We start from the raw sequence: 16,026 nt of genomic DNA on the forward strand, positions 1-16,026 counted from the left end.
GTACACAGATGTCACCATCGAACGAGACCGAATCCGGGAGGGCCTTCATGGGGGCTGGGCACGACCACGGACACACACACGGCGGGCCGCCGCCGACCGGCACCGCCGCCGCCGCGTACCAGGGGCGGCTGCGGATCGCGCTCGGCATCACACTGACCGTGATGGTCGTGGAGATAGTCGGCGGTCTGCTCGCGGACTCGCTCGCGCTCGTCGCGGACGCCGCGCACATGGCGACGGACGGCCTCGGGCTCGCGATGGCGCTGCTCGCCATCCACTTCGCCAACCGGCCGGCCGGCGGGAACCGCACCTACGGATACGCCCGCGCCGAGATCCTCGCCGCGCTCGCCAACTGCCTGCTGCTGCTCGGGGTGGGCGGCTACGTCCTGTTCGAGGCGGTCTCCCGGTTCGTGGAGCCCGCCGACACCGCGGGCGGCACGGCCGTCGTCTTCGGTCTGATCGGCCTGGTCGCCAACTCGGTGTCGCTGTCCCTCCTCATGAAGGGTCAGCAGGACAGCCTCAATGTGCGCGGCGCCTTCCTGGAGGTGCTCTCCGACGCGCTCGGCTCGGCGGCCGTCGTGGTCGCCGGTCTGGTGATCATGACCACCGGGTGGCAGGCGGCCGACCCGATCGCCTCGCTGGCGATCGGCCTGATGATCGTGCCCCGTACCGTCAAGCTGCTCCGCGAGACCCTCAACGTGCTCCTTGAATCGGCTCCCAAGGGGGTCGACATGGGCGAGGTGCGGGCGCACATCGTGGAGCTGCCCGGCGTCGAGGACGTACACGATCTGCACGCGTGGACGATCACGTCCGGGATGCCGGTGCTCTCGGCGCACGTGGTGGTCAGCCAGGAGGTCCTCGACACGGTGGGGCACGAGAAGCTGCTGCACGAGTTGCAGGGGTGCCTGGGCGATCACTTCGATGTCGAGCACTGCACCTTCCAGCTGGAGCCCGGCGGCCACGCCGAGCACGAGGCCAAGCTCTGCCACTGACCCTCCGCGGTTCCCGGCGCCCTTCGCGGGGCAGGGACATGCGGGTGCCCGTGGAAGTGCGGACACGCCGCTTTTGTACGGCAGACTGGGCAGCCGAGGACCGAAGCTAAGGATGGTTATGCCGAGCACACCAGCCACCACGGCGAACAACTCGTCGAACGGGACCACGGGCGCAGCCGCGGAAGAGATCATGCTCGAACTGGTCGACGAGAGCGGCAACACCATCGGAACGGCGGAGAAGCTCTCCGCCCACCAGGCGCCAGGTCAGCTGCACCGGGCGTTCTCCGTCTTCCTCTTCGATCCGGCGGGCCGGCTGCTGCTCCAGCGACGGGCGCTCGGCAAGTACCACTCCCCCGGCGTCTGGTCCAACACCTGCTGCGGCCACCCCTACCCCGGCGAGTCCCCGTTCGCCGCGGCCGCTCGGCGGACCTATGAGGAGCTGGGCATTTCGCCGACGCTGCTCGCCGAGGCGGGCACGGTCCGCTACAACCACCCGGACCCGGAGTCGGGCCTGGTGGAGCAGGAGTACAACCACCTCTTCGTGGGCCTCGTGCAGTCGCCGCTGCGGCCGGACCCCGAGGAGGTCGGCGAGACGGCGTTCGTGACGCCCGAGGAGCTCGCCGAGCGGCACGCCCGCGCCACGTTCTCGGCGTGGTTCATGACGGTGCTCGACGCGGCGCGGCCCGCGGTCAAGGAGCTCACGGGGCCCGACGCGGGCTGGTGATCCCCGGCAGTGGGGCCAGCGGGAGTGCGGCCCAGACGATCTTTCCGCCGTTCGCGGTCTGCTCGACGTCGCACACCCCCCCGGTCTCCTCGGTGATCTCCCGCACCAGGAGCAGGCCCCTGCCGCCGGTCTGGGCGTAGTCGGCCTCCAGGGCCTTGGGGCGGTAGGGGTGGTTGTCCTCGACGGCGACCCGGATCCACTCGGCGCCGATCGCCACCTCGACGGCGACCTGCGGAGAGAGCAGCGCCGCGTGTCTGACCGCGTTGGTGACCAGCTCGGAGACGATGAGGAGCAGCCCCTGCACGAGCTCGTCGTGCGCCGGTACGCCCTGGCGGGCCAGCAGGTCGCGCACCGCGTGCCGGGCCTGCGGGACGGAGGCGTCGACGGCGGGGGCGGTGAACCGCCACACCCCCTCGTACGACCGGGGACCGGCCAGAGCGGCGGGGTCGGGCGGCAGGCTCCCGCGGATCTCCATGTTCCGGCACCCACCCTCGCGGCTCGACTGCACACCCGTCTAGTGAAGAGTGTCGGGAGTGCGTTGGTCCGGACCGGCCGACTGAACAGAAGTCAGCACCAATCGCCGCTTTTTGCTCCCCGATGCCAGGGAAAGTCACTTCTCCATGGGGTTCTGATCCTCGCCTGAGGGCTTTGGCATGGCTTGCGGGGGTGTCGGAGACATCGGAGGTGTGCGTTCCCCGGCCTCCGCGGGGGCCGCCGCTTCATTCACCAGCGTGACGATTCTGCGTCCGCCCACTCCGATGGCGATCAGACCGAGTCCGTCGAAGAGCAGGGCGAGCGAGAAGAAGAAGCCGATGACGTAGCGGCTGTTGCTCGGCCAGCTCCCGAGCACCAGCACGCCGAGCAGCAACCCGAACGCGCCCTGCACCAGCGTCCAGCCGAACTGCGGCCCGCGCACCACCGCACTGCCCACCAGGCGGAACACTCCGCCGGTCAGGAACAGCAGGGCGGCGAACATGGTGAGCGCCTCCGCGCTGCCCTCGGGCCGGCGGATCACCACCACGCCCGCGGCGAGGTTCAGCGCGGCGACGACGACACCGAGCCAGAAGAAGCTGGACCCGCGCGACTGGATCGCGTGCGCCAGACCGACGACGCCGCCGACGAGCAGCAGCCAGCCGAAGAGCAGCATGGTGGTGAGGGTCGCGAATTCCGTATAGGCGAGGCCCACGAGACCGGCCACGACCAGGATCACACCGAGCAGGGCGAGCCGTCCGAAGCTGCGGCTCAGTTTTCTGCCTTCATGCCCGACGTGCTGAGTCCGTTCGGCCATCGGCGTCTCCTCACAGATCCGCGTGCGGCCCCCTGACGATCATAGGTTCCGGGTCCCCGGATAGCATCCGGCGCATGCAGCCGCAGCTGGAGCAGAGCCTTGACCAGGGCGTCGCCACCGTCGTCATCAGCAACCCCGCCAAGCGCAACGCGATGACGTCCGCGATGTGGCGGGCGCTGCCGCCGCTCCTGGCGCGCCTGGCGGCCGACCCGGACGTACGGGCGCTGGTACTGACCGGGGCCGGGGACACCTTCTGCGCCGGGGCGGACATCTCCTCGCTGCGGGAGCCCGGCGAAGACCCCAAGTCCCTCGCGGTACGGGCCGAGGAGGCCCTGGCGGCCTTTCCGAAGCCGACGCTGGCCGCGGTGCGCGGCTACTGCGTGGGCGGCGGCAGCCAGCTCGCGGCGGCGTGCGATCTGCGGTTCGCGGAGGAGGGCGCGTCGTTCGGTATCACTCCCGCGAAGCTCGGCATCGTCTACCCGGCCTCCTCCACCCGGCGGTTGGCCGCCCTGGTGGGACCCGCGACCGCCAAGTACCTGTTGTTCTCGGGCGAGTTGATGGACACCGGGCGGGCGCTGCGGACCGGGTTCGTGGACGAGGTGCTGCCTGCGGGCGAACTGGCCGGGCGGGTGGCCGAGTTCACCCGCGTACTGGCGTCGCGTTCGCAGCTCACCCAGGCGGCGGCGAAGGAGTTCGCGGACGGCGGGACCGGCCGGGAGGCCCACTGGGCGGAGCAGGCGCGCGGCAGCGGCGACGCCGCGGAGGGGGTCGCCGCCTTCCTGGAGCGCCGGGCTCCGCGCTTCACCTGGCGGGTCAGTCCTGAGGGAAGCCCTTCGTCCTGAACTGCTCCACGAGCTCGGCGGGCGCCTTGTCGGGCGAACCCGCGTCGTAGGGCGGCTGCGGGTCGTACTCGATGAGGAGCTGTACGGCCTGCGCGTACCGGTCCCCGGCGATCAGGCCGAGCAGCGTGAGCCCCATGTCGATGCCGGAGGAGACACCGGCCGCGGTCACGTACTTGTGGTCGAGCACGACCCGCTCGCCGGTCGGCGTGGCGCCGAGGCCGCGCAGCCCGTCGAGGGCGAGCCAGTGCGAGGTGGCTCGGCGCCCGTTCAGGAGCCCGGCGGCGGCGAGCAGCAGCGAGCCCGTGCACACCGAGGTGGTCCACGTCGACGTGACGTCGGCGGCGCGCAGCCAGTCGATGAGCGGCCCGCCCGCAAGGTGCGGTTCGACGGCCTCGGGCGGGGCGCCCGGCACGATCACGATGTCGGGCCGGGCCACCTCGGCCAGGGACTTCTCGGCGACGAGCGTGAGACTCCCGCTGTCGTTGCGTACGGGTCCGGCCTGCTCGGCGACGAACACCGTCTCGGCACCGGGGAGCCGGCTGAGGGTGTCATAGGGGCCCACCGCGTCGAGCGCGGTGAAGCCGGGGTAGAGGACGATGGCTATCTGCATGAACTGCCTTTCGGGACAGGAGAGTTGACTGACGGGCCGGAGTCCTTGCCGCGGTCAGCGGCCGGCTTTGGTGCGAAAGCGGCTCGTGCCGCGGAGCTCCTCGACCAGATGGGCCGGGGCCCTGTCGGGCGAACCCGCGTCGTAGGGCGGCTGGGGGTCGTACTCGATGAGGAGCTGCACGGCCTGGGCCCGCTCGTCGCCTGCGATCCGGCCGAGCAGGGTGAGCCCCATGTCGATGCCGGAGGAGACACCGGCGGCCGTGACGTACTTGCCGTCGGTCACGACGCGCTCGCTCGTGGGCCGCGCACCGAACGTCGCGAGGTGGTCGAGGGCGAGCCAGTGCGAGGTGGCCCGGCGGCCCTCCAGGAGCCCTGCCGCGGCGAGCAGCAGGGAGCCGGTGCACACCGAGGTGGTCCAGGTCGATCCGGCGTCCACGGCGCGCAGCCAGTCCAGGACGGCCGCGTTGTCCATCTGCGCGTCCTGTCCGGGGCCGCCGGGCACCACCACGATGTCCGGCCGCGGGACTTCGCCGAGCGTGCGGTCCGCCAGGATGCCGAGGCTGCCCCGGTTGTCGTTGCGCACGGGTCCGGCCTGCTCGGCGACGAACACCGTCTCGGCACCGGGCGTGCGCCCCAGGATCTCGTACGGTCCGACGGCGTCCAGGGCGGTGAAACGGTCGTACAGCAGGATGGCGATCTGCATGGGCTGCCTTTCGACGGGCTGGGCAGACGTGACGGGGGCTATACGGAGGTGGGGCGGAAGCGGCGGCGGTATTCGGCGGGGGCCGTACCGAGGCTCTTGACGAAGGCGCGCCGCATCGCCTCAGGGGTGCCGTAGCCGGACGCGCGGGAGACCTCCCGCACGCCGTCCGGGGTCTCTTCGAGGAGGCGCCGGGCATGTTCGAGGCGGACGCGCTCGACGTAGCGGCCGGGTGTCGTGCCGGTCTCGGCGTGGAAGGCGCGGGCGAAGTGGCGCGGTGAGAGCCTGGCCCGCCCGGCGAGCGCCTCGACGGACAGATCGCCGTCCGGATGCTCGGTGATCCACTGCTGGAGCTCGCGCAGCGGCTCGCGCCTGGCCGTCTGCGCGGCGAGTTGCGCGCTGAACTGGGCCTGATTGCCGGGGCGGCGCAGGAACACGACCAGATTGCGGGCGATGGCCAGGGCCGCTTCCCGGCCGTGGTCCTCCTCCACCAGGGCGAGTGCGAGGTCGATCCCCGCCGTCACCCCGGCGGAGGTGGCGATGCTGCCGTCCCGTACGAAGATCGGGTCCGGGTCGACGCGCACCGCCGGGTAGCGGCGCGCCATGTGGTCGCAGGCCACCCAGTGCGTGGTGGCCCGGCGCCCGTCGAGCAGCCCGGTCTCGGCGAGCAGCAGCGCGCCCGTACAGACCGAGACGAGGCTTGCGGCGCGCGGGCCGTGCACCCGCAGCCAGTCGATCAGCCGGGGGTCGGGGCGGCGGGTGCCCTCGCCGCCGGGGACGAGCAGGATGTCCGGCGGCTCGGCGTCCGCGAGCGCGGAGTCGGCCATGAGGCGCAGCCCGCAGTGCGAGGAGACCGGGGCTCCGTCGAGCGAGGCGAAGCGCAGCCGGTAGGCCGTGGGGTCCCCGAGGAAGTGGCCCGCCCCGGCGAACACCTCGGCGGGGCCGGTCACATCGAGACTCTGGACGCCGTCGAAGAGGACGACGAGCACGGAGCGCTTCTTCATGCCCTCCATCCTTGGCCTGCGCCGCGATGGCCGCAATGACGAGAATCCCACCTATCCTGCCATCGCCACATCGTGCCGCCCCGCCTCTTCACGGCGTACCGACCAGTCGGTAACGTGCCGGGTATGAGTTCTCTCCCGCCGCGCGCCGGACGCCACTGCCACAGCCCCCTCAACTCGCTGCACGCCACGGTCTACTTCTCGCCGGACTTCACCAAGGAGCTCGCCGGGCTCGGCGTCGAGGACCCCAGCGCCGCCTACTTCGCGGGGCGCGCGGCCGCGATGGGCGCCGTGGGCCCCGGTGTTGTGGCGGCCACGTTCTACAACTTCCGCCACGAGCTGATCGCCCGGCACCTGCCCGCGGTGTGGCGGACCGCCTCCCCCGAGGCCGTCCTGGCCGCGCGCCTGCGGGCCGTCGACAACACGCTGCGCCGGCTGCTCGGCGAGGAGGCCGTGGCCTCGGACGAGATGGCCGAGTCCGCCCGCCTCGCGCTGCGCGCCGCCGAGGGCTGCACCCGGCACGCCCGGCCGCTGTACGCCGCGCACGCCGATCTGCCCGTGCCGGAGCAACCGCACCTCGCGTTCTGGCACGCGACGACCCTGCTGCGCGAGCACCGGGGCGACGGCCACCTCACCGTCCTGCTCGACCTGGGCCTGGACCCGCTGGAGGCCCTGGTCAGCCACACCGCGACCGGCAAGGGCATGGCGCCCCGCTGGATCCTCGCCACGCGCGGCTGGCAGCGGTCGGACTGGGACGCGGCCGCCGGGCGGCTGCGGGAGCGCGGACTGCTCGACGCCGAGGGCGAGTTGACGGAGGCCGGGGTGACGCTCCGCGCCGAGCTGGAGGACCGCACCGACCGCCTCGACCTTGCCCCGTACGAACTCCTCGGCGAGCAGGGCGTGACCCGGCTCACCGAGCTCGCCAAGGGGTTCCTCGTGACGGCGGCCCTGGCGGGCGGCTTCCCCGCGGACCTCATCGGCAAGGGCTGATCGTCGATTGTCGGTGCCTCCTGCCACAATGGCGCCCCAGGCTCAGCGAGAAGGCGGTACGGCAACGTGACGACGTCCATCGAAGGCAGGATCGCCGAGGAACTCGGCGTACGGGAGCGGCAGGTGAAGGCCGCCGTCGAGCTGCTCGACGGCGGGTCCACCGTCCCGTTCATCGCGCGCTACCGCAAGGAAGCGACCGAGATGCTCGACGACGCGCAGCTGCGCACGCTGGAGGAGCGGCTGCGCTACCTGCGGGAGCTGGAGGATCGGCGCACGGCGGTCCTGGAGTCCGTACGGGAGCAGGGCAAGCTCACCGAGGCTCTGGAGGCGCAGATCCGGGCCGCCGACACCAAGGCCCGCCTGGAGGACATCTACCTGCCGTTCAAGCCGAAGCGGCGCACCAAGGCGCAGATCGCGCGCGAGGCGGGCCTGGAGCCGCTCGCCGACGGCCTGCTCGGTGATCCGTCGGTGGAGCCGCTCGCCGCGGCGGCCGCGTTCGTGGACGCCGACAAGGGCGTCGCCGATCCGGCGGCCGCCCTGGAGGGCGCCCGCGCCATCCTCGCCGAGCGCTTCTCGGAGGACGCCGACCTGATCGGCGAGGTGCGCGAGCGCATGTGGTCCAAGGGCCGCCTCGCGGCGAAGGTGCGCGAGGGCAAGGAGGAGGCGGGCGCCAAGTTCGCCGACTACTTCGACTTCACCGAGCCGTTCACCGCGCTGCCCTCGCACCGGGTGCTCGCCATGCTGCGCGGCGAGAAGGAAGAGGTCCTCGACCTCGTCCTGGAGCCCGAGGAGCCTTCGGCGGAGCCGGGCCCCTCGACGTACGAGAACATGGTGGCGCGCCGTTTCGGTGTCGCCGATCGCGGCCGTCCCGGTGACAAGTGGCTCGCGGACACGGTGCGGTGGGCCTGGCGCACCCGCATTCTGGTGCACCTCGGCATCGACCTGCGGCTGCGGCTGCGTACCGCCGCGGAGGACGAGGCGGTGCGCGTCTTCGCGTCGAACCTGCGGGACCTGCTGCTGGCCGCCCCGGCCGGCACACGCGCCACCCTCGGTCTGGACCCCGGTTTCCGTACCGGCGTGAAGGTGGCAGTGATCGACGCGACGGGCAAGGCCGTGGCGACGGACGTGATCTATCCGCACGTCCCGGCGAACAAGTGGGACGAGTCGCTGGCGAAGCTGGCCCGGCTCGCCCAGGAGCACGCGGTCGAGCTGATCGCCATCGGCAACGGCACGGCGTCCCGCGAGACGGACAAGCTCGCCGGTGAACTCATCGCGAAACACCCGGAGTTGAAGCTCTCCAAGGTGATGGTGTCGGAGGCGGGCGCTTCGGTGTACTCGGCTTCGGCGTTCGCCTCGCAGGAGTTCCCGGACATGGACGTGTCGCTGCGCGGCGCGGTCTCCATCGCCCGGCGCCTCCAGGACCCGCTGGCCGAGCTGGTGAAGATCGACCCGAAGTCCATCGGCGTCGGCCAGTACCAGCACGACCTGTCCGAGGTGAAGCTGTCGCGCTCGCTCGACGCGGTGGTCGAGGACTGTGTGAACGGCGTGGGTGTGGACGTCAACACCGCGTCCGCGCCGCTGCTTTCGCGGGTCTCGGGCATCGGGTCGGGTCTCGCCGAGAACATCGTGGCGCACCGCGACGCGAACGGCCCCTTCCGTTCGCGCAGGGCCCTCAAGGACGTGGCGCGGCTCGGCCCGAAGGCGTACGAGCAGTGCGCGGGCTTCCTGCGGATCCGCGACGGCGAGGACCCGCTGGACGCGTCCAGCGTGCACCCCGAGGCGTATCCGGTGGTGCGGCGGATGGTGAAGACGGTGGGCAGCGAGGTCGCATCGCTGATCGGCAACACCGGGGTGCTGCGCTCGCTGCGGCCCGATGACTTCGTGGACGAGTCCTTCGGTCTGCCCACGGTCACGGACATCCTGCGCGAGCTGGAGAAGCCGGGGCGCGATCCGCGTCCGGCGTTCAAGACGGCCGTCTTCAAGGAGGGCGTCGAGAAGATCGGCGACCTGGCGTCCGGGATGGTGCTTGAGGGGGTCGTCACGAACGTGGCGGCGTTCGGCGCGTTCATCGACATCGGTGTGCACCAGGACGGGCTCGCACATGTCTCGGCGCTGTCGAAGACGTTCGTGAAGGACCCGCGCGATGTGGTCAAGCCGGGCGACATCGTCAAGGTGAAGGTCCTCGACGTCGATGTGCCGCGCAAGCGGATCTCGCTGACCCTGCGGCTGGACGACGACGCGGCGGCGCCGGGCGGCGCGCCCAAGCGGGAACGCGGCGAGCGGGGCGGCCAGGGCCGGAGCCAGGGCGGCCGGCCTCCGCAGCAGCGCCAAGGGCAGAGTCAGGGTCAGGGTCAGCAGCAGCGCCGTGGAAACGGCGACGGCGAGGCCCGTGGCGGCAGTCGGCAGGGCGGCCAGGGCCGCGCCTCGGCCCCGGCTCCCGCCAACAGCGCGATGGCGGACGCCCTGCGCAAGGCGGGCCTGCTCGACCCGAAGGGCCGCGGCGGCCGCTGAGCACGGGCCTGCGACGAGGGGCGGGCGCCGCGTCAACCGGCGTGCGCCCGCCCCTCGTTGGCCTGTTACGGGGGGGGTGTCAGGCCTCCAGGGCAACCGGGCCCGTCGTGACCGGCTCGGCGTTGCGCCGAGTCTTGGCCCAGCCGGTGCGGCCGCGCAGACTGCGCGCGAATCCGCGCGCCGAGACCACGAACAGGTGGTACGCGTACAGCCACAGCGCGAGGCCCCAGAGGAGCGCCGTGAGCCGGGAGGCCTCGGGGGCGTGGTCGCGCCGGTAGACCGGGCCCCACAGGACGAACGGGCCGATGGAGAGCGCCGCCAGGACCAGCGTGAGCGGCCAGACCGCGAGCGAGCCGAGTCCGCCGAGGACCAGCATCGCGGCGCACAGCACGAGCGTGAGCAGGTGCGCGACGGGCTGGAAGAAGGTGTACAGCGTCTCCAGGACGCCCGCGCCGGTGTACTGGCGCGAGGAGACGATGCGGCTCGCGTAGCGCACGCACTGGAGGTTGCCCTGGGCCCAGCGGGTGCGCTGGGTGAGCAGGCGTCGGATGTGCGGGAGGCCCTCCTGGGAGACCCAGGTGTCGGCGATGTGCGTGATGCGGTAGCCGGCGAGGATCATCTGGAGGCCCAGCTCGTAGTCCTCCAGGAGCGCGCCCCGCTGCCAGGGGCGCCGCTCGGCGGCGGCGATCCGGTCGAGCGCGGAGAGCCGGGTGAACTGGCCGTTGCCGCCGAGCCCCACGGAGCCGGTACGGCCGCGGAGCAGCTGCATGCCCGCGTTGGACACCGAGAACTCCATGTCCTGGACGCGGACCAGGAGCCGTGCGAAGGCGTTGGCCAGGCGGCCCCGGCCGGGCAGCGGGCGCTCGTCGTCGACATTGCGCATCCGTACGCCGACCTGGACCCCGCCCACCTCCGGGTCGGCGAACGCGGCCGGTCCCGAGACGAGTTCGAGGGCGCGCGGGTCGAGCCTCCCGTCGGCGTCGACCACGCACACCACGGTCCGGTCGCGGTCCGCCCCGGCCGGCAGGAAGTCGCCGAGCTGCTCGTAGGCGGCGTTCAGGGCGTCGCCCTTGCCGGTGCGCGCGTCGGGCCGCACCCGGCGTACGAGGTGGACGCGCCGGTCGTCCTCGGCGAGGGCGGCGACGATGAGGCCGGTCCGGTCCTCGCTGTCGTCGTCGATCACCCACACGTGCGCGCCGGGAAAGTCGGCGCGCAGCTGGGCGACGGTGGTGGCGACGACGGCCTCCTCGTCCCGGCAGGGCACGAAGAAGTGCCAGTCCAGGGCGCCGGGGTCGCCGGGCTCGGTGCGCGGACGGCCGAGGTAGGCGCGGCGGGCGCCGGCCCAGTAGAGCAGGAAGCAGCCGAGGAGGAAGAAGGGGAAGAGGAAGAGCAGGAGGCTGTTGGGCATGGCGGGGTCCTTGGCGGTCGTTTGCCGGGCGGTGAAGCGCCCCTTGGGGCGCGGGGAACTGCGCGACCGGCCACGGACAGCCCGCGGCCGGTCGATGGCCCCCTCAGGCAACGGCCGCGTATGCCTCCCGCGCCGCGAGCCCGGCCAGCAGCGCGATGATGCGCCGCGAGGCGAGGCCGTCGCCGAAGGGGCTGGGCAGTGCCGCGAGCCGGGCCCGGCCGGGCGCGCCTTCGGCCAGTATCCGGCGGGCCGCCCGCCCCAACTGTGGCCCAGGACGCGCCAGTTCGGCGAAGTCGGCCATCGCCTCGGGGCGCTCGGTGGAGTTGCGTACGACGACGAGGGGGCGCCCGAGGACCGTGACCTCCTCCTGGACGCCTCCGGAGTCGGACACCAGCAGGGCCGCGTGCTGGGCGAGGGCGAGGAAGGCGCGGTAGCCCAGCGGCGGGGTGACGAGGAGGGGTTCGAGGAGTCCGGCCAGGTCCGCGGCGTCGATGCGGGCCCGGGTGCGGGGGTGCAGGGGAAGGACCACCGGCAGTTCGGCGGCGAGGGCGGCGAGTTCGCTGAGGACGGCGCGCAGCGCGGCCGGGTCGTCGGTGTTCTCGGGCCGGTGGACGGTGGCCAGGACGTACTCGTCGCTGGTGAGTCCGTGTCGCTCCAGCTCGGCGAACCGCTGGGCGCTGGTGGGGAGTTGGCCGCGTACGGCCTCGACGACGGTGTTGCCGGTGACTTCGATGCGGCCCGCGGGGATGCCTTCGGCCAGCAGGTTGGCGCGGTTCTCGGGGGTCGCCGCGCACAGCACGTCCGCGATCCGGTCGATCAGCACCCGGTTGTGCTCCTCGGGCATGTTCCAGTCGTGGCTGCGCAGGCCCGCCTCGACGTGCACGAGTGCGATGGCCCGCGCGTTGGCGGCGAGCGCGCCGGCCAGTGCCGCGTTGGTGTCGCCCTGGACGACGACGGCGCGCGGCGGCTCGGCGGTGAACACCGCGTCCAGCTGGGCCAGGGCGGCGGAGATCTGGACCGCGCGGGGCTCGCCGCCGATGCCGGTGAGGTAGGTCGGCTCGGGGATGCCGAGGTCGGTGAGGAAGCGGCCGGAGAGCTCCTCGTCGTAGTGCTGCCCGGTGTGCACGACGTGTGCGGCGGGCCCGAGGAGGCGGATCAGCTCGGTCAGCTTGACCAGCTCGGGGCGGGTGCCGAGGACGACGGCGATGCTGCGGGGCGGCAGGGCGGGCACACGAACTCCAGGAACGGACCGGCGGGACGCCCATGAGGGTGTCCGCTGTCCGTTGCGCCCCCGGATGGCCTTCGGTTGCCCGACGGTTGCGATGGCGGCAACCGGACATTCCCGGGCCTTTCGACCGGCTCCGGCCGGGACCTTGGCCCTCTGGGCGCCGGGCCCTTCAGCCCGTGCGGGGCTCCTCGCGTCAGGATTCCCGGTCGCCGCGGTAGCGGTAGCCGAGGCCGCGCACCGCTTCGAGGGGGTCCGATTCGAGGCTGCCCGCGGCCTGCTGGAGCTTGCGGCGTACGCGCAGCACCGCGAATTTCACCCGCTCGCGGCCGATGCCCTGGGGATCGTCCCAGACCTGGTCGAGCAGCTGGTCGGTGGTGACGACGCGGCCCCGGTTGCGTACCAGCACCTGGAGCAGCCGGTACTCGATGTCGCTGAGCCGGACCTCCTCGCCGCGCCAGACCGCGGAGCGCCGCTCGGGCACGAGCCGCAGGGCCTCGTCGTGGGTGGCGCCCGCCCAGCGCGCGGGCGCGGCGCGGCGCAGGAGCGCCTCGACCCGGGCGAGCAGCTCCTCGTTGCCGAACGGTTTGGGCAGGTAGTCGTCGGCTCCGGCGCGCAGGCCGCGCACCCGGTCGCTCTCGGCGCCGCGCGCGGTGAGCAGCAGCACCGGAAGATCGGTCATGTCGCGGGTGCGTTCCAGCACCTGCCAGCCGTCGAGTCCCGGCAGGCCGATGTCGAGGACCATCAGGTCGGGGCCGTCCGCGAAGAGCCGCCGCAGCCCCTCGCGGCCGTCCGCGGCGGGCACCACCTCGTACCCGGCCCGGGTGAACAGGATGCGCAGGGCCATCGCCACGTCGGGGTCGTCCTCGACCACCAGGATCCGCGTCACCGCCCTGCTCCTTCGGCGGGCGGCCCTGCCACCGGGAGCCGGATGCTGAAGACCGCTCCCCCGCCGTCCGCTTCCGAGACGGTGAGTTCGCCGCCGTGCCGGCGCACGATCTCGCGGCTGATGGTGAGGCCGAGGCCGGTGCCGGGGAAGCCGCCGGTCCGGGCGTTCGGGGCGCGTACGAAGCCGGAGAAGATCTCTTCGCGGTACTGCTCGGGCACGCCGATGCCGGTGTCGGCGACGTCGATGTGCCACTGCTCGCCGTCCGGGGCCGCGTCGATGTCGATGCGGCCGCCGGGAGGGGTGAACTTGGCTGCGTTCTCAAGGAGGTTGGCCAGAACGTGCTCCAGGCGGTGCTCGTCGCCGTGGAGCAGCGGTCCCTCGGCGCAGCGCAGCACCACGAACACACCGGCCTGCGAGGTGGTGGACATCCGGTCGAGGACCGCGTGCTGGAGCATCCGCGCGATGTCCACCCGGCCGAACTCCAGCTTGAGCTGCGGGCTGCGCAGCCGGGCGGTGTTCATGAGGGTGGTCATGACGCGTTCCATGCGTTCGGCGTTGCGCCGGATCGCGGCCAGGAAGTCGCGCTGGTCGGCCTCCAGCGGGCCCGATGCCGGGTCGGCGAGGAGCTCGCAGAAGCTGAGGATGGAGGTGAGCGGGGTGCGCAGGCTGTGCGAGGCGAGGGCGAGGAATTCGTTGCGCTGCCCGGCGAGCTCGCTGAGCGCCGCGTTGTCGCGCTGGAGCGCGTGCTCGCGGCGCTTGTCCTCGGTGATGTCCTCGGCGGTCCACAGCGAGCCGAAGGGCACGCCGTCCGCGCCGTAGAGCGGCTCCACGTCGCGCCGGATCACGCGCCCGTCGGTGAGCGGGATCTCGGCGGCCCGGTGGATGTGCCGGGCGGCGATGGCGTGGGTGGTGTCGACGATCCAGGAGGGCCGTTCGGCGAAGGTGTCGCACACGGCGTCGACCACCGGTCCGAGCGGTGCGCCCGGGGTGTGGTCGACGCGGCCTTCGAGGGCGAACATGTCGGTGAATCGCCGGTTGACGGCGATCACGATCTCGTCGCCTCCTTGAACGATGGCCGCCCTGGGCAGCGCGTCCAGGACGGCCTGAAGTCGGTCGCGGTGCACCCGACCACCGTACGCTCGGGCCATCGGATATTGCTGACGCGAAGGCACTTGTCGACGCCGAGGGCCAGGTCCGGGCGGTGTCAGTGCTCGGTGACCTTTCCGTCCGCGACTTCCAGGCGCCGCGTCGTGTGGACCGCGTCGAGCATCCGCCGGTCGTGGGTGACCAGGAGCAGGGTGCCGGTGTACGAGTCGAGGGCGGACTCCAGCTGCTCGATGGCGGGGAGGTCCAGGTGGTTGGTCGGCTCGTCCAGGACCAGGAGGTTGACTCCGCGGCCCTGGAGCAGGGCGAGCGCCGCTCGGGTGCGCTCGCCCGGGGACAGCGAGGCCGCGGTGCGCAGCACGTGGTGCGCCTTGAGGCCGAACTTGGCGAGCAGGGTGCGGACCTCCGCCGGTTCCGTGTCGGGGACCGCGGCGCAGAACGCGTCGAGCAGACTCTCCGTACCCAGGAACAGGCCGCGCGCCTGGTCGACCTCGCCGACGACGACGCCCGAGCCGAGCGAGGCGTGGCCCGCGTCCAGCGGGAGCCGGCCGAGGAGGGCGGCGAGCAGGGTCGACTTGCCGGAGCCATTGGCGCCGGTGATGGCGACACGGTCGGCCCAGTCGATCTGGAGCGAGACGGGACCGAAGGTGAAGCCGTCGCGGTGCACCTCGGCGTCGCGCAGGGTCGCGACGACCGCGCCCGAGCGGGGTGCGGCCGCGATCTCCATCCGCAGCTCCCACTCCTTACGGGGCTCGTCCACGACGTCGAGGCGCTCGATCATGCGCTGCGTCTGGCGGGCCTTCGAGGCCTGCTTCTCGCTGGCTTCGCTGCGGAACTTCTTTCCGAGCTTGTCGCTGTCGGTGGCCTTGCGGCGGGCGTTCTTGACGCCCTTGTCCATCCAAGAGCGCTGCATCTGGGCGCGGCCTTCGAGGGCGGAGCGCTTGTCGGCGTACTCCTCGTAGTCCTCGCGCGCGTGGCGGCGCGCGGTCTCGCGCTCTTCCAGGTAGGCCTCGTAGCCGCCGCCGTAGAGGTTGATCTGCTGCTGCGCGAGATCGAGTTCGAGCACCTTGGTGACGGTGCGGGCGAGGAACTCGCGGTCGTGGCTGACGACGACCGTGCCGGCCCGCAGCCCCTTCACGAACGCTTCGAGCCGCTCCAGGCCGTCCAGGTCGAGGTCGTTGGTCGGCTCGTCGAGGAGGAAGACGTCGTACCGGGACAGGAGCAGCGAGGCGAGGCCCGCGCGGGCGGCCTGGCCGCCGGAGAGCGCGGTCATCGGCTGGTCGAGGCCGGTGGTCAGGCCGAGCGACGCGGCGACCTCCTCGGCCCGCTCGTCCAGGTCGGCGCCGCCGAGCGCGAGCCAGCGCTCCAGGCTGTCGGCGTACGCGTCGTCGGCGCCGGGCGCCCCGTCGACCAGGGCCTGGGTGGCGGCGTCCATCGTGTCCTGGGCGGCGGCGACCCCGGTGCGGCGGGCCAGGAACGCGCGGATCGTCTCGCCGGGCCGCCGGTCGGGCTCCTGCGGGAGGTGGCCGACGGTCGCGCCGGGCGGGGAGAGCCGCAGCTCGCCCTGTTCAGGGGTGTCGAGCCCGGCGAGCAGGCGGAGCAGGGAGGACTTGCCCGCGCCGTTGGGTCCGACGAGGCCGATGACGTCGCCGGGGGCGACCACCAGGTCGAGCCCGGCGAAGAGGGTGCGGTCGCCGTGGCCGGCGGCGAGGTCCTTGGCGACGAGGGTTGCAGTCATGAGGTGAC

15 protein-coding genes are annotated in these 16,026 nt (G+C 72.6%); 5 read left to right on the forward strand and 10 right to left on the reverse strand.

The genetic code is table 11. From position 1 onward, the window contains the following. Positions 1–47 precede the first annotated feature (47 nt). Both ACIQ8J_RS20310 and idi read left to right on the forward strand, forming a co-directional pair. Positions 48–989 carry a cation diffusion facilitator family transporter gene (locus ACIQ8J_RS20310; protein WP_403273790.1) on the forward strand — a complete coding sequence of 314 codons (942 nt, stop codon included), beginning with the start codon at positions 48–50 and terminating at the stop codon, positions 987–989. 118 nt (positions 990–1,107) lie between these two features. Beyond that, positions 1,108–1,713, forward strand: a complete 606-nt coding sequence (gene idi, locus ACIQ8J_RS20315) for an isopentenyl-diphosphate Delta-isomerase (protein WP_403273788.1) — start codon at positions 1,108–1,110, stop codon at positions 1,711–1,713. Here the strand turns inward: idi and ACIQ8J_RS20320 are convergent. Both ACIQ8J_RS20320 and ACIQ8J_RS20325 read right to left on the reverse strand, forming a co-directional pair. Next, positions 1,688–2,188 (reverse strand): ATP-binding protein, encoded by a 501-nt coding sequence (locus ACIQ8J_RS20320; protein WP_403273786.1) that lies wholly within the window; start codon positions 2,186–2,188, stop codon positions 1,688–1,690. The two genes, idi and ACIQ8J_RS20320, sit on opposite strands and share 26 nt — an antisense overlap. 135 nt (positions 2,189–2,323) lie before the next feature. Next, a complete protein-coding gene (locus tag ACIQ8J_RS20325; protein ID WP_403273784.1) occupies positions 2,324–3,001 on the reverse strand; it encodes an HdeD family acid-resistance protein in 678 nt (225 codons plus the stop codon). A 74-nt stretch (positions 3,002–3,075) separates the two neighbouring features. On the opposite strand from ACIQ8J_RS20325, the gene ACIQ8J_RS20330 reads away from it, so the two are divergent. Then, positions 3,076–3,843: an enoyl-CoA hydratase/isomerase family protein gene (locus tag ACIQ8J_RS20330; RefSeq protein WP_403273782.1), complete on the forward strand. Its 768-nt coding sequence runs from the start codon at positions 3,076–3,078 to the stop codon at positions 3,841–3,843. Here the strand turns inward: ACIQ8J_RS20330 and ACIQ8J_RS20335 are convergent. The 3 genes from ACIQ8J_RS20335 to ACIQ8J_RS20345 are packed head-to-tail and all read right to left on the reverse strand — an operon-like array spanning position 3,815 to position 6,156. Further along, positions 3,815–4,453 carry a DJ-1/PfpI family protein gene (locus ACIQ8J_RS20335; protein ID WP_403273780.1) on the reverse strand — a complete coding sequence of 213 codons (639 nt, stop codon included), beginning with the start codon at positions 4,451–4,453 and terminating at the stop codon, positions 3,815–3,817. The two genes, ACIQ8J_RS20330 and ACIQ8J_RS20335, sit on opposite strands and share 29 nt — an antisense overlap. Positions 4,454–4,507: 54 nt before the next feature. Beyond that, positions 4,508–5,155 (reverse strand): DJ-1/PfpI family protein, encoded by a 648-nt coding sequence (locus ACIQ8J_RS20340; RefSeq protein ID WP_403273777.1) that lies wholly within the window; start codon positions 5,153–5,155, stop codon positions 4,508–4,510. Positions 5,156–5,193: 38 nt separating this feature from the next. Then, complete coding sequence (locus tag ACIQ8J_RS20345) at positions 5,194–6,156, reverse strand: GlxA family transcriptional regulator (RefSeq protein ID WP_403273775.1); 963 nt, start codon at positions 6,154–6,156, stop codon at positions 5,194–5,196. Positions 6,157–6,279: 123 nt separating this feature from the next. Here ACIQ8J_RS20345 and ACIQ8J_RS20350 point away from each other — a divergent pair, with 123 nt between their 5' ends. Then, entirely contained in the window at positions 6,280–7,143 is an 864-nt protein-coding gene (locus tag ACIQ8J_RS20350; protein WP_403273773.1) for a hypothetical protein, read from the forward strand. A 66-nt stretch (positions 7,144–7,209) separates the two neighbouring features. Next, positions 7,210–9,654 (forward strand): Tex family protein, encoded by a 2,445-nt coding sequence (locus ACIQ8J_RS20355; protein WP_403273771.1) that lies wholly within the window; start codon positions 7,210–7,212, stop codon positions 9,652–9,654. Positions 9,655–9,733: 79 nt separating this feature from the next. On the opposite strand, the gene ACIQ8J_RS20360 is transcribed toward ACIQ8J_RS20355, so the two are convergent. The 5 genes from ACIQ8J_RS20360 to ACIQ8J_RS20380 form a co-directional block, all read right to left on the reverse strand. Then, complete coding sequence (locus ACIQ8J_RS20360; protein WP_403273769.1) at positions 9,734–11,062, reverse strand: glycosyltransferase; 1,329 nt, start codon at positions 11,060–11,062, stop codon at positions 9,734–9,736. Between the two features lie 103 nt (positions 11,063–11,165). After that, complete coding sequence (wecB, locus tag ACIQ8J_RS20365) at positions 11,166–12,293, reverse strand: non-hydrolyzing UDP-N-acetylglucosamine 2-epimerase (protein ID WP_403273767.1); 1,128 nt, start codon at positions 12,291–12,293, stop codon at positions 11,166–11,168. A gap of 190 nt (positions 12,294–12,483) precedes the next feature. Further along, on the reverse strand, positions 12,484–13,176 hold the full coding sequence (locus ACIQ8J_RS20370) for a response regulator transcription factor (protein ID WP_403273765.1): 693 nt from the start codon (positions 13,174–13,176) through the stop codon (positions 12,484–12,486). After that, positions 13,173–14,300, reverse strand: coding sequence for an ATP-binding protein (locus ACIQ8J_RS20375; protein ID WP_403273762.1), 1,128 nt, complete (start codon positions 14,298–14,300; stop codon positions 13,173–13,175). The genes ACIQ8J_RS20370 and ACIQ8J_RS20375 overlap by 4 nt, the downstream gene beginning before the upstream one ends. A gap of 80 nt (positions 14,301–14,380) precedes the next feature. After that, positions 14,381–16,018 (reverse strand): ABC-F family ATP-binding cassette domain-containing protein, encoded by a 1,638-nt coding sequence (locus ACIQ8J_RS20380; protein ID WP_403273759.1) that lies wholly within the window; start codon positions 16,016–16,018, stop codon positions 14,381–14,383. Between the last annotated feature and the right edge of the window lie 8 nt (positions 16,019–16,026).

Origin of the sequence: Streptomyces sp. NPDC094147, from assembly GCF_044764265.1 — a bacterium.
Taxonomy (GTDB): domain Bacteria; phylum Actinomycetota; class Actinomycetes; order Streptomycetales; family Streptomycetaceae; genus Streptomyces.

Excerpts from the sequence above, each read along its gene's own strand:
- ACIQ8J_RS20310 (WP_403273790.1), top strand. The coding sequence starts at position 48 with ATGGGGGCTGGGCACGACCACGGACACACACACGGCGGGCCGCCGCCG.
- idi (WP_403273788.1), top strand. The coding sequence starts at position 1,108 with ATGCCGAGCACACCAGCCACCACGGCGAACAACTCGTCGAACGGGACC.
- ACIQ8J_RS20320 (WP_403273786.1), bottom strand. The coding sequence starts at position 2,188 with ATGGAGATCCGCGGGAGCCTGCCGCCCGACCCCGCCGCTCTGGCCGGT.
- ACIQ8J_RS20325 (WP_403273784.1), bottom strand. The coding sequence starts at position 3,001 with ATGGCCGAACGGACTCAGCACGTCGGGCATGAAGGCAGAAAACTGAGC.
- ACIQ8J_RS20330 (WP_403273782.1), top strand. The coding sequence starts at position 3,076 with ATGCAGCCGCAGCTGGAGCAGAGCCTTGACCAGGGCGTCGCCACCGTC.
- ACIQ8J_RS20335 (WP_403273780.1), bottom strand. The coding sequence starts at position 4,453 with ATGCAGATAGCCATCGTCCTCTACCCCGGCTTCACCGCGCTCGACGCG.
- ACIQ8J_RS20340 (WP_403273777.1), bottom strand. The coding sequence starts at position 5,155 with ATGCAGATCGCCATCCTGCTGTACGACCGTTTCACCGCCCTGGACGCC.
- ACIQ8J_RS20345 (WP_403273775.1), bottom strand. The coding sequence starts at position 6,156 with ATGAAGAAGCGCTCCGTGCTCGTCGTCCTCTTCGACGGCGTCCAGAGT.
- ACIQ8J_RS20350 (WP_403273773.1), top strand. The coding sequence starts at position 6,280 with ATGAGTTCTCTCCCGCCGCGCGCCGGACGCCACTGCCACAGCCCCCTC.
- ACIQ8J_RS20360 (WP_403273769.1), bottom strand. The coding sequence starts at position 11,062 with ATGCCCAACAGCCTCCTGCTCTTCCTCTTCCCCTTCTTCCTCCTCGGC.
- ACIQ8J_RS20380 (WP_403273759.1), bottom strand. The coding sequence starts at position 16,018 with ATGACTGCAACCCTCGTCGCCAAGGACCTCGCCGCCGGCCACGGCGAC.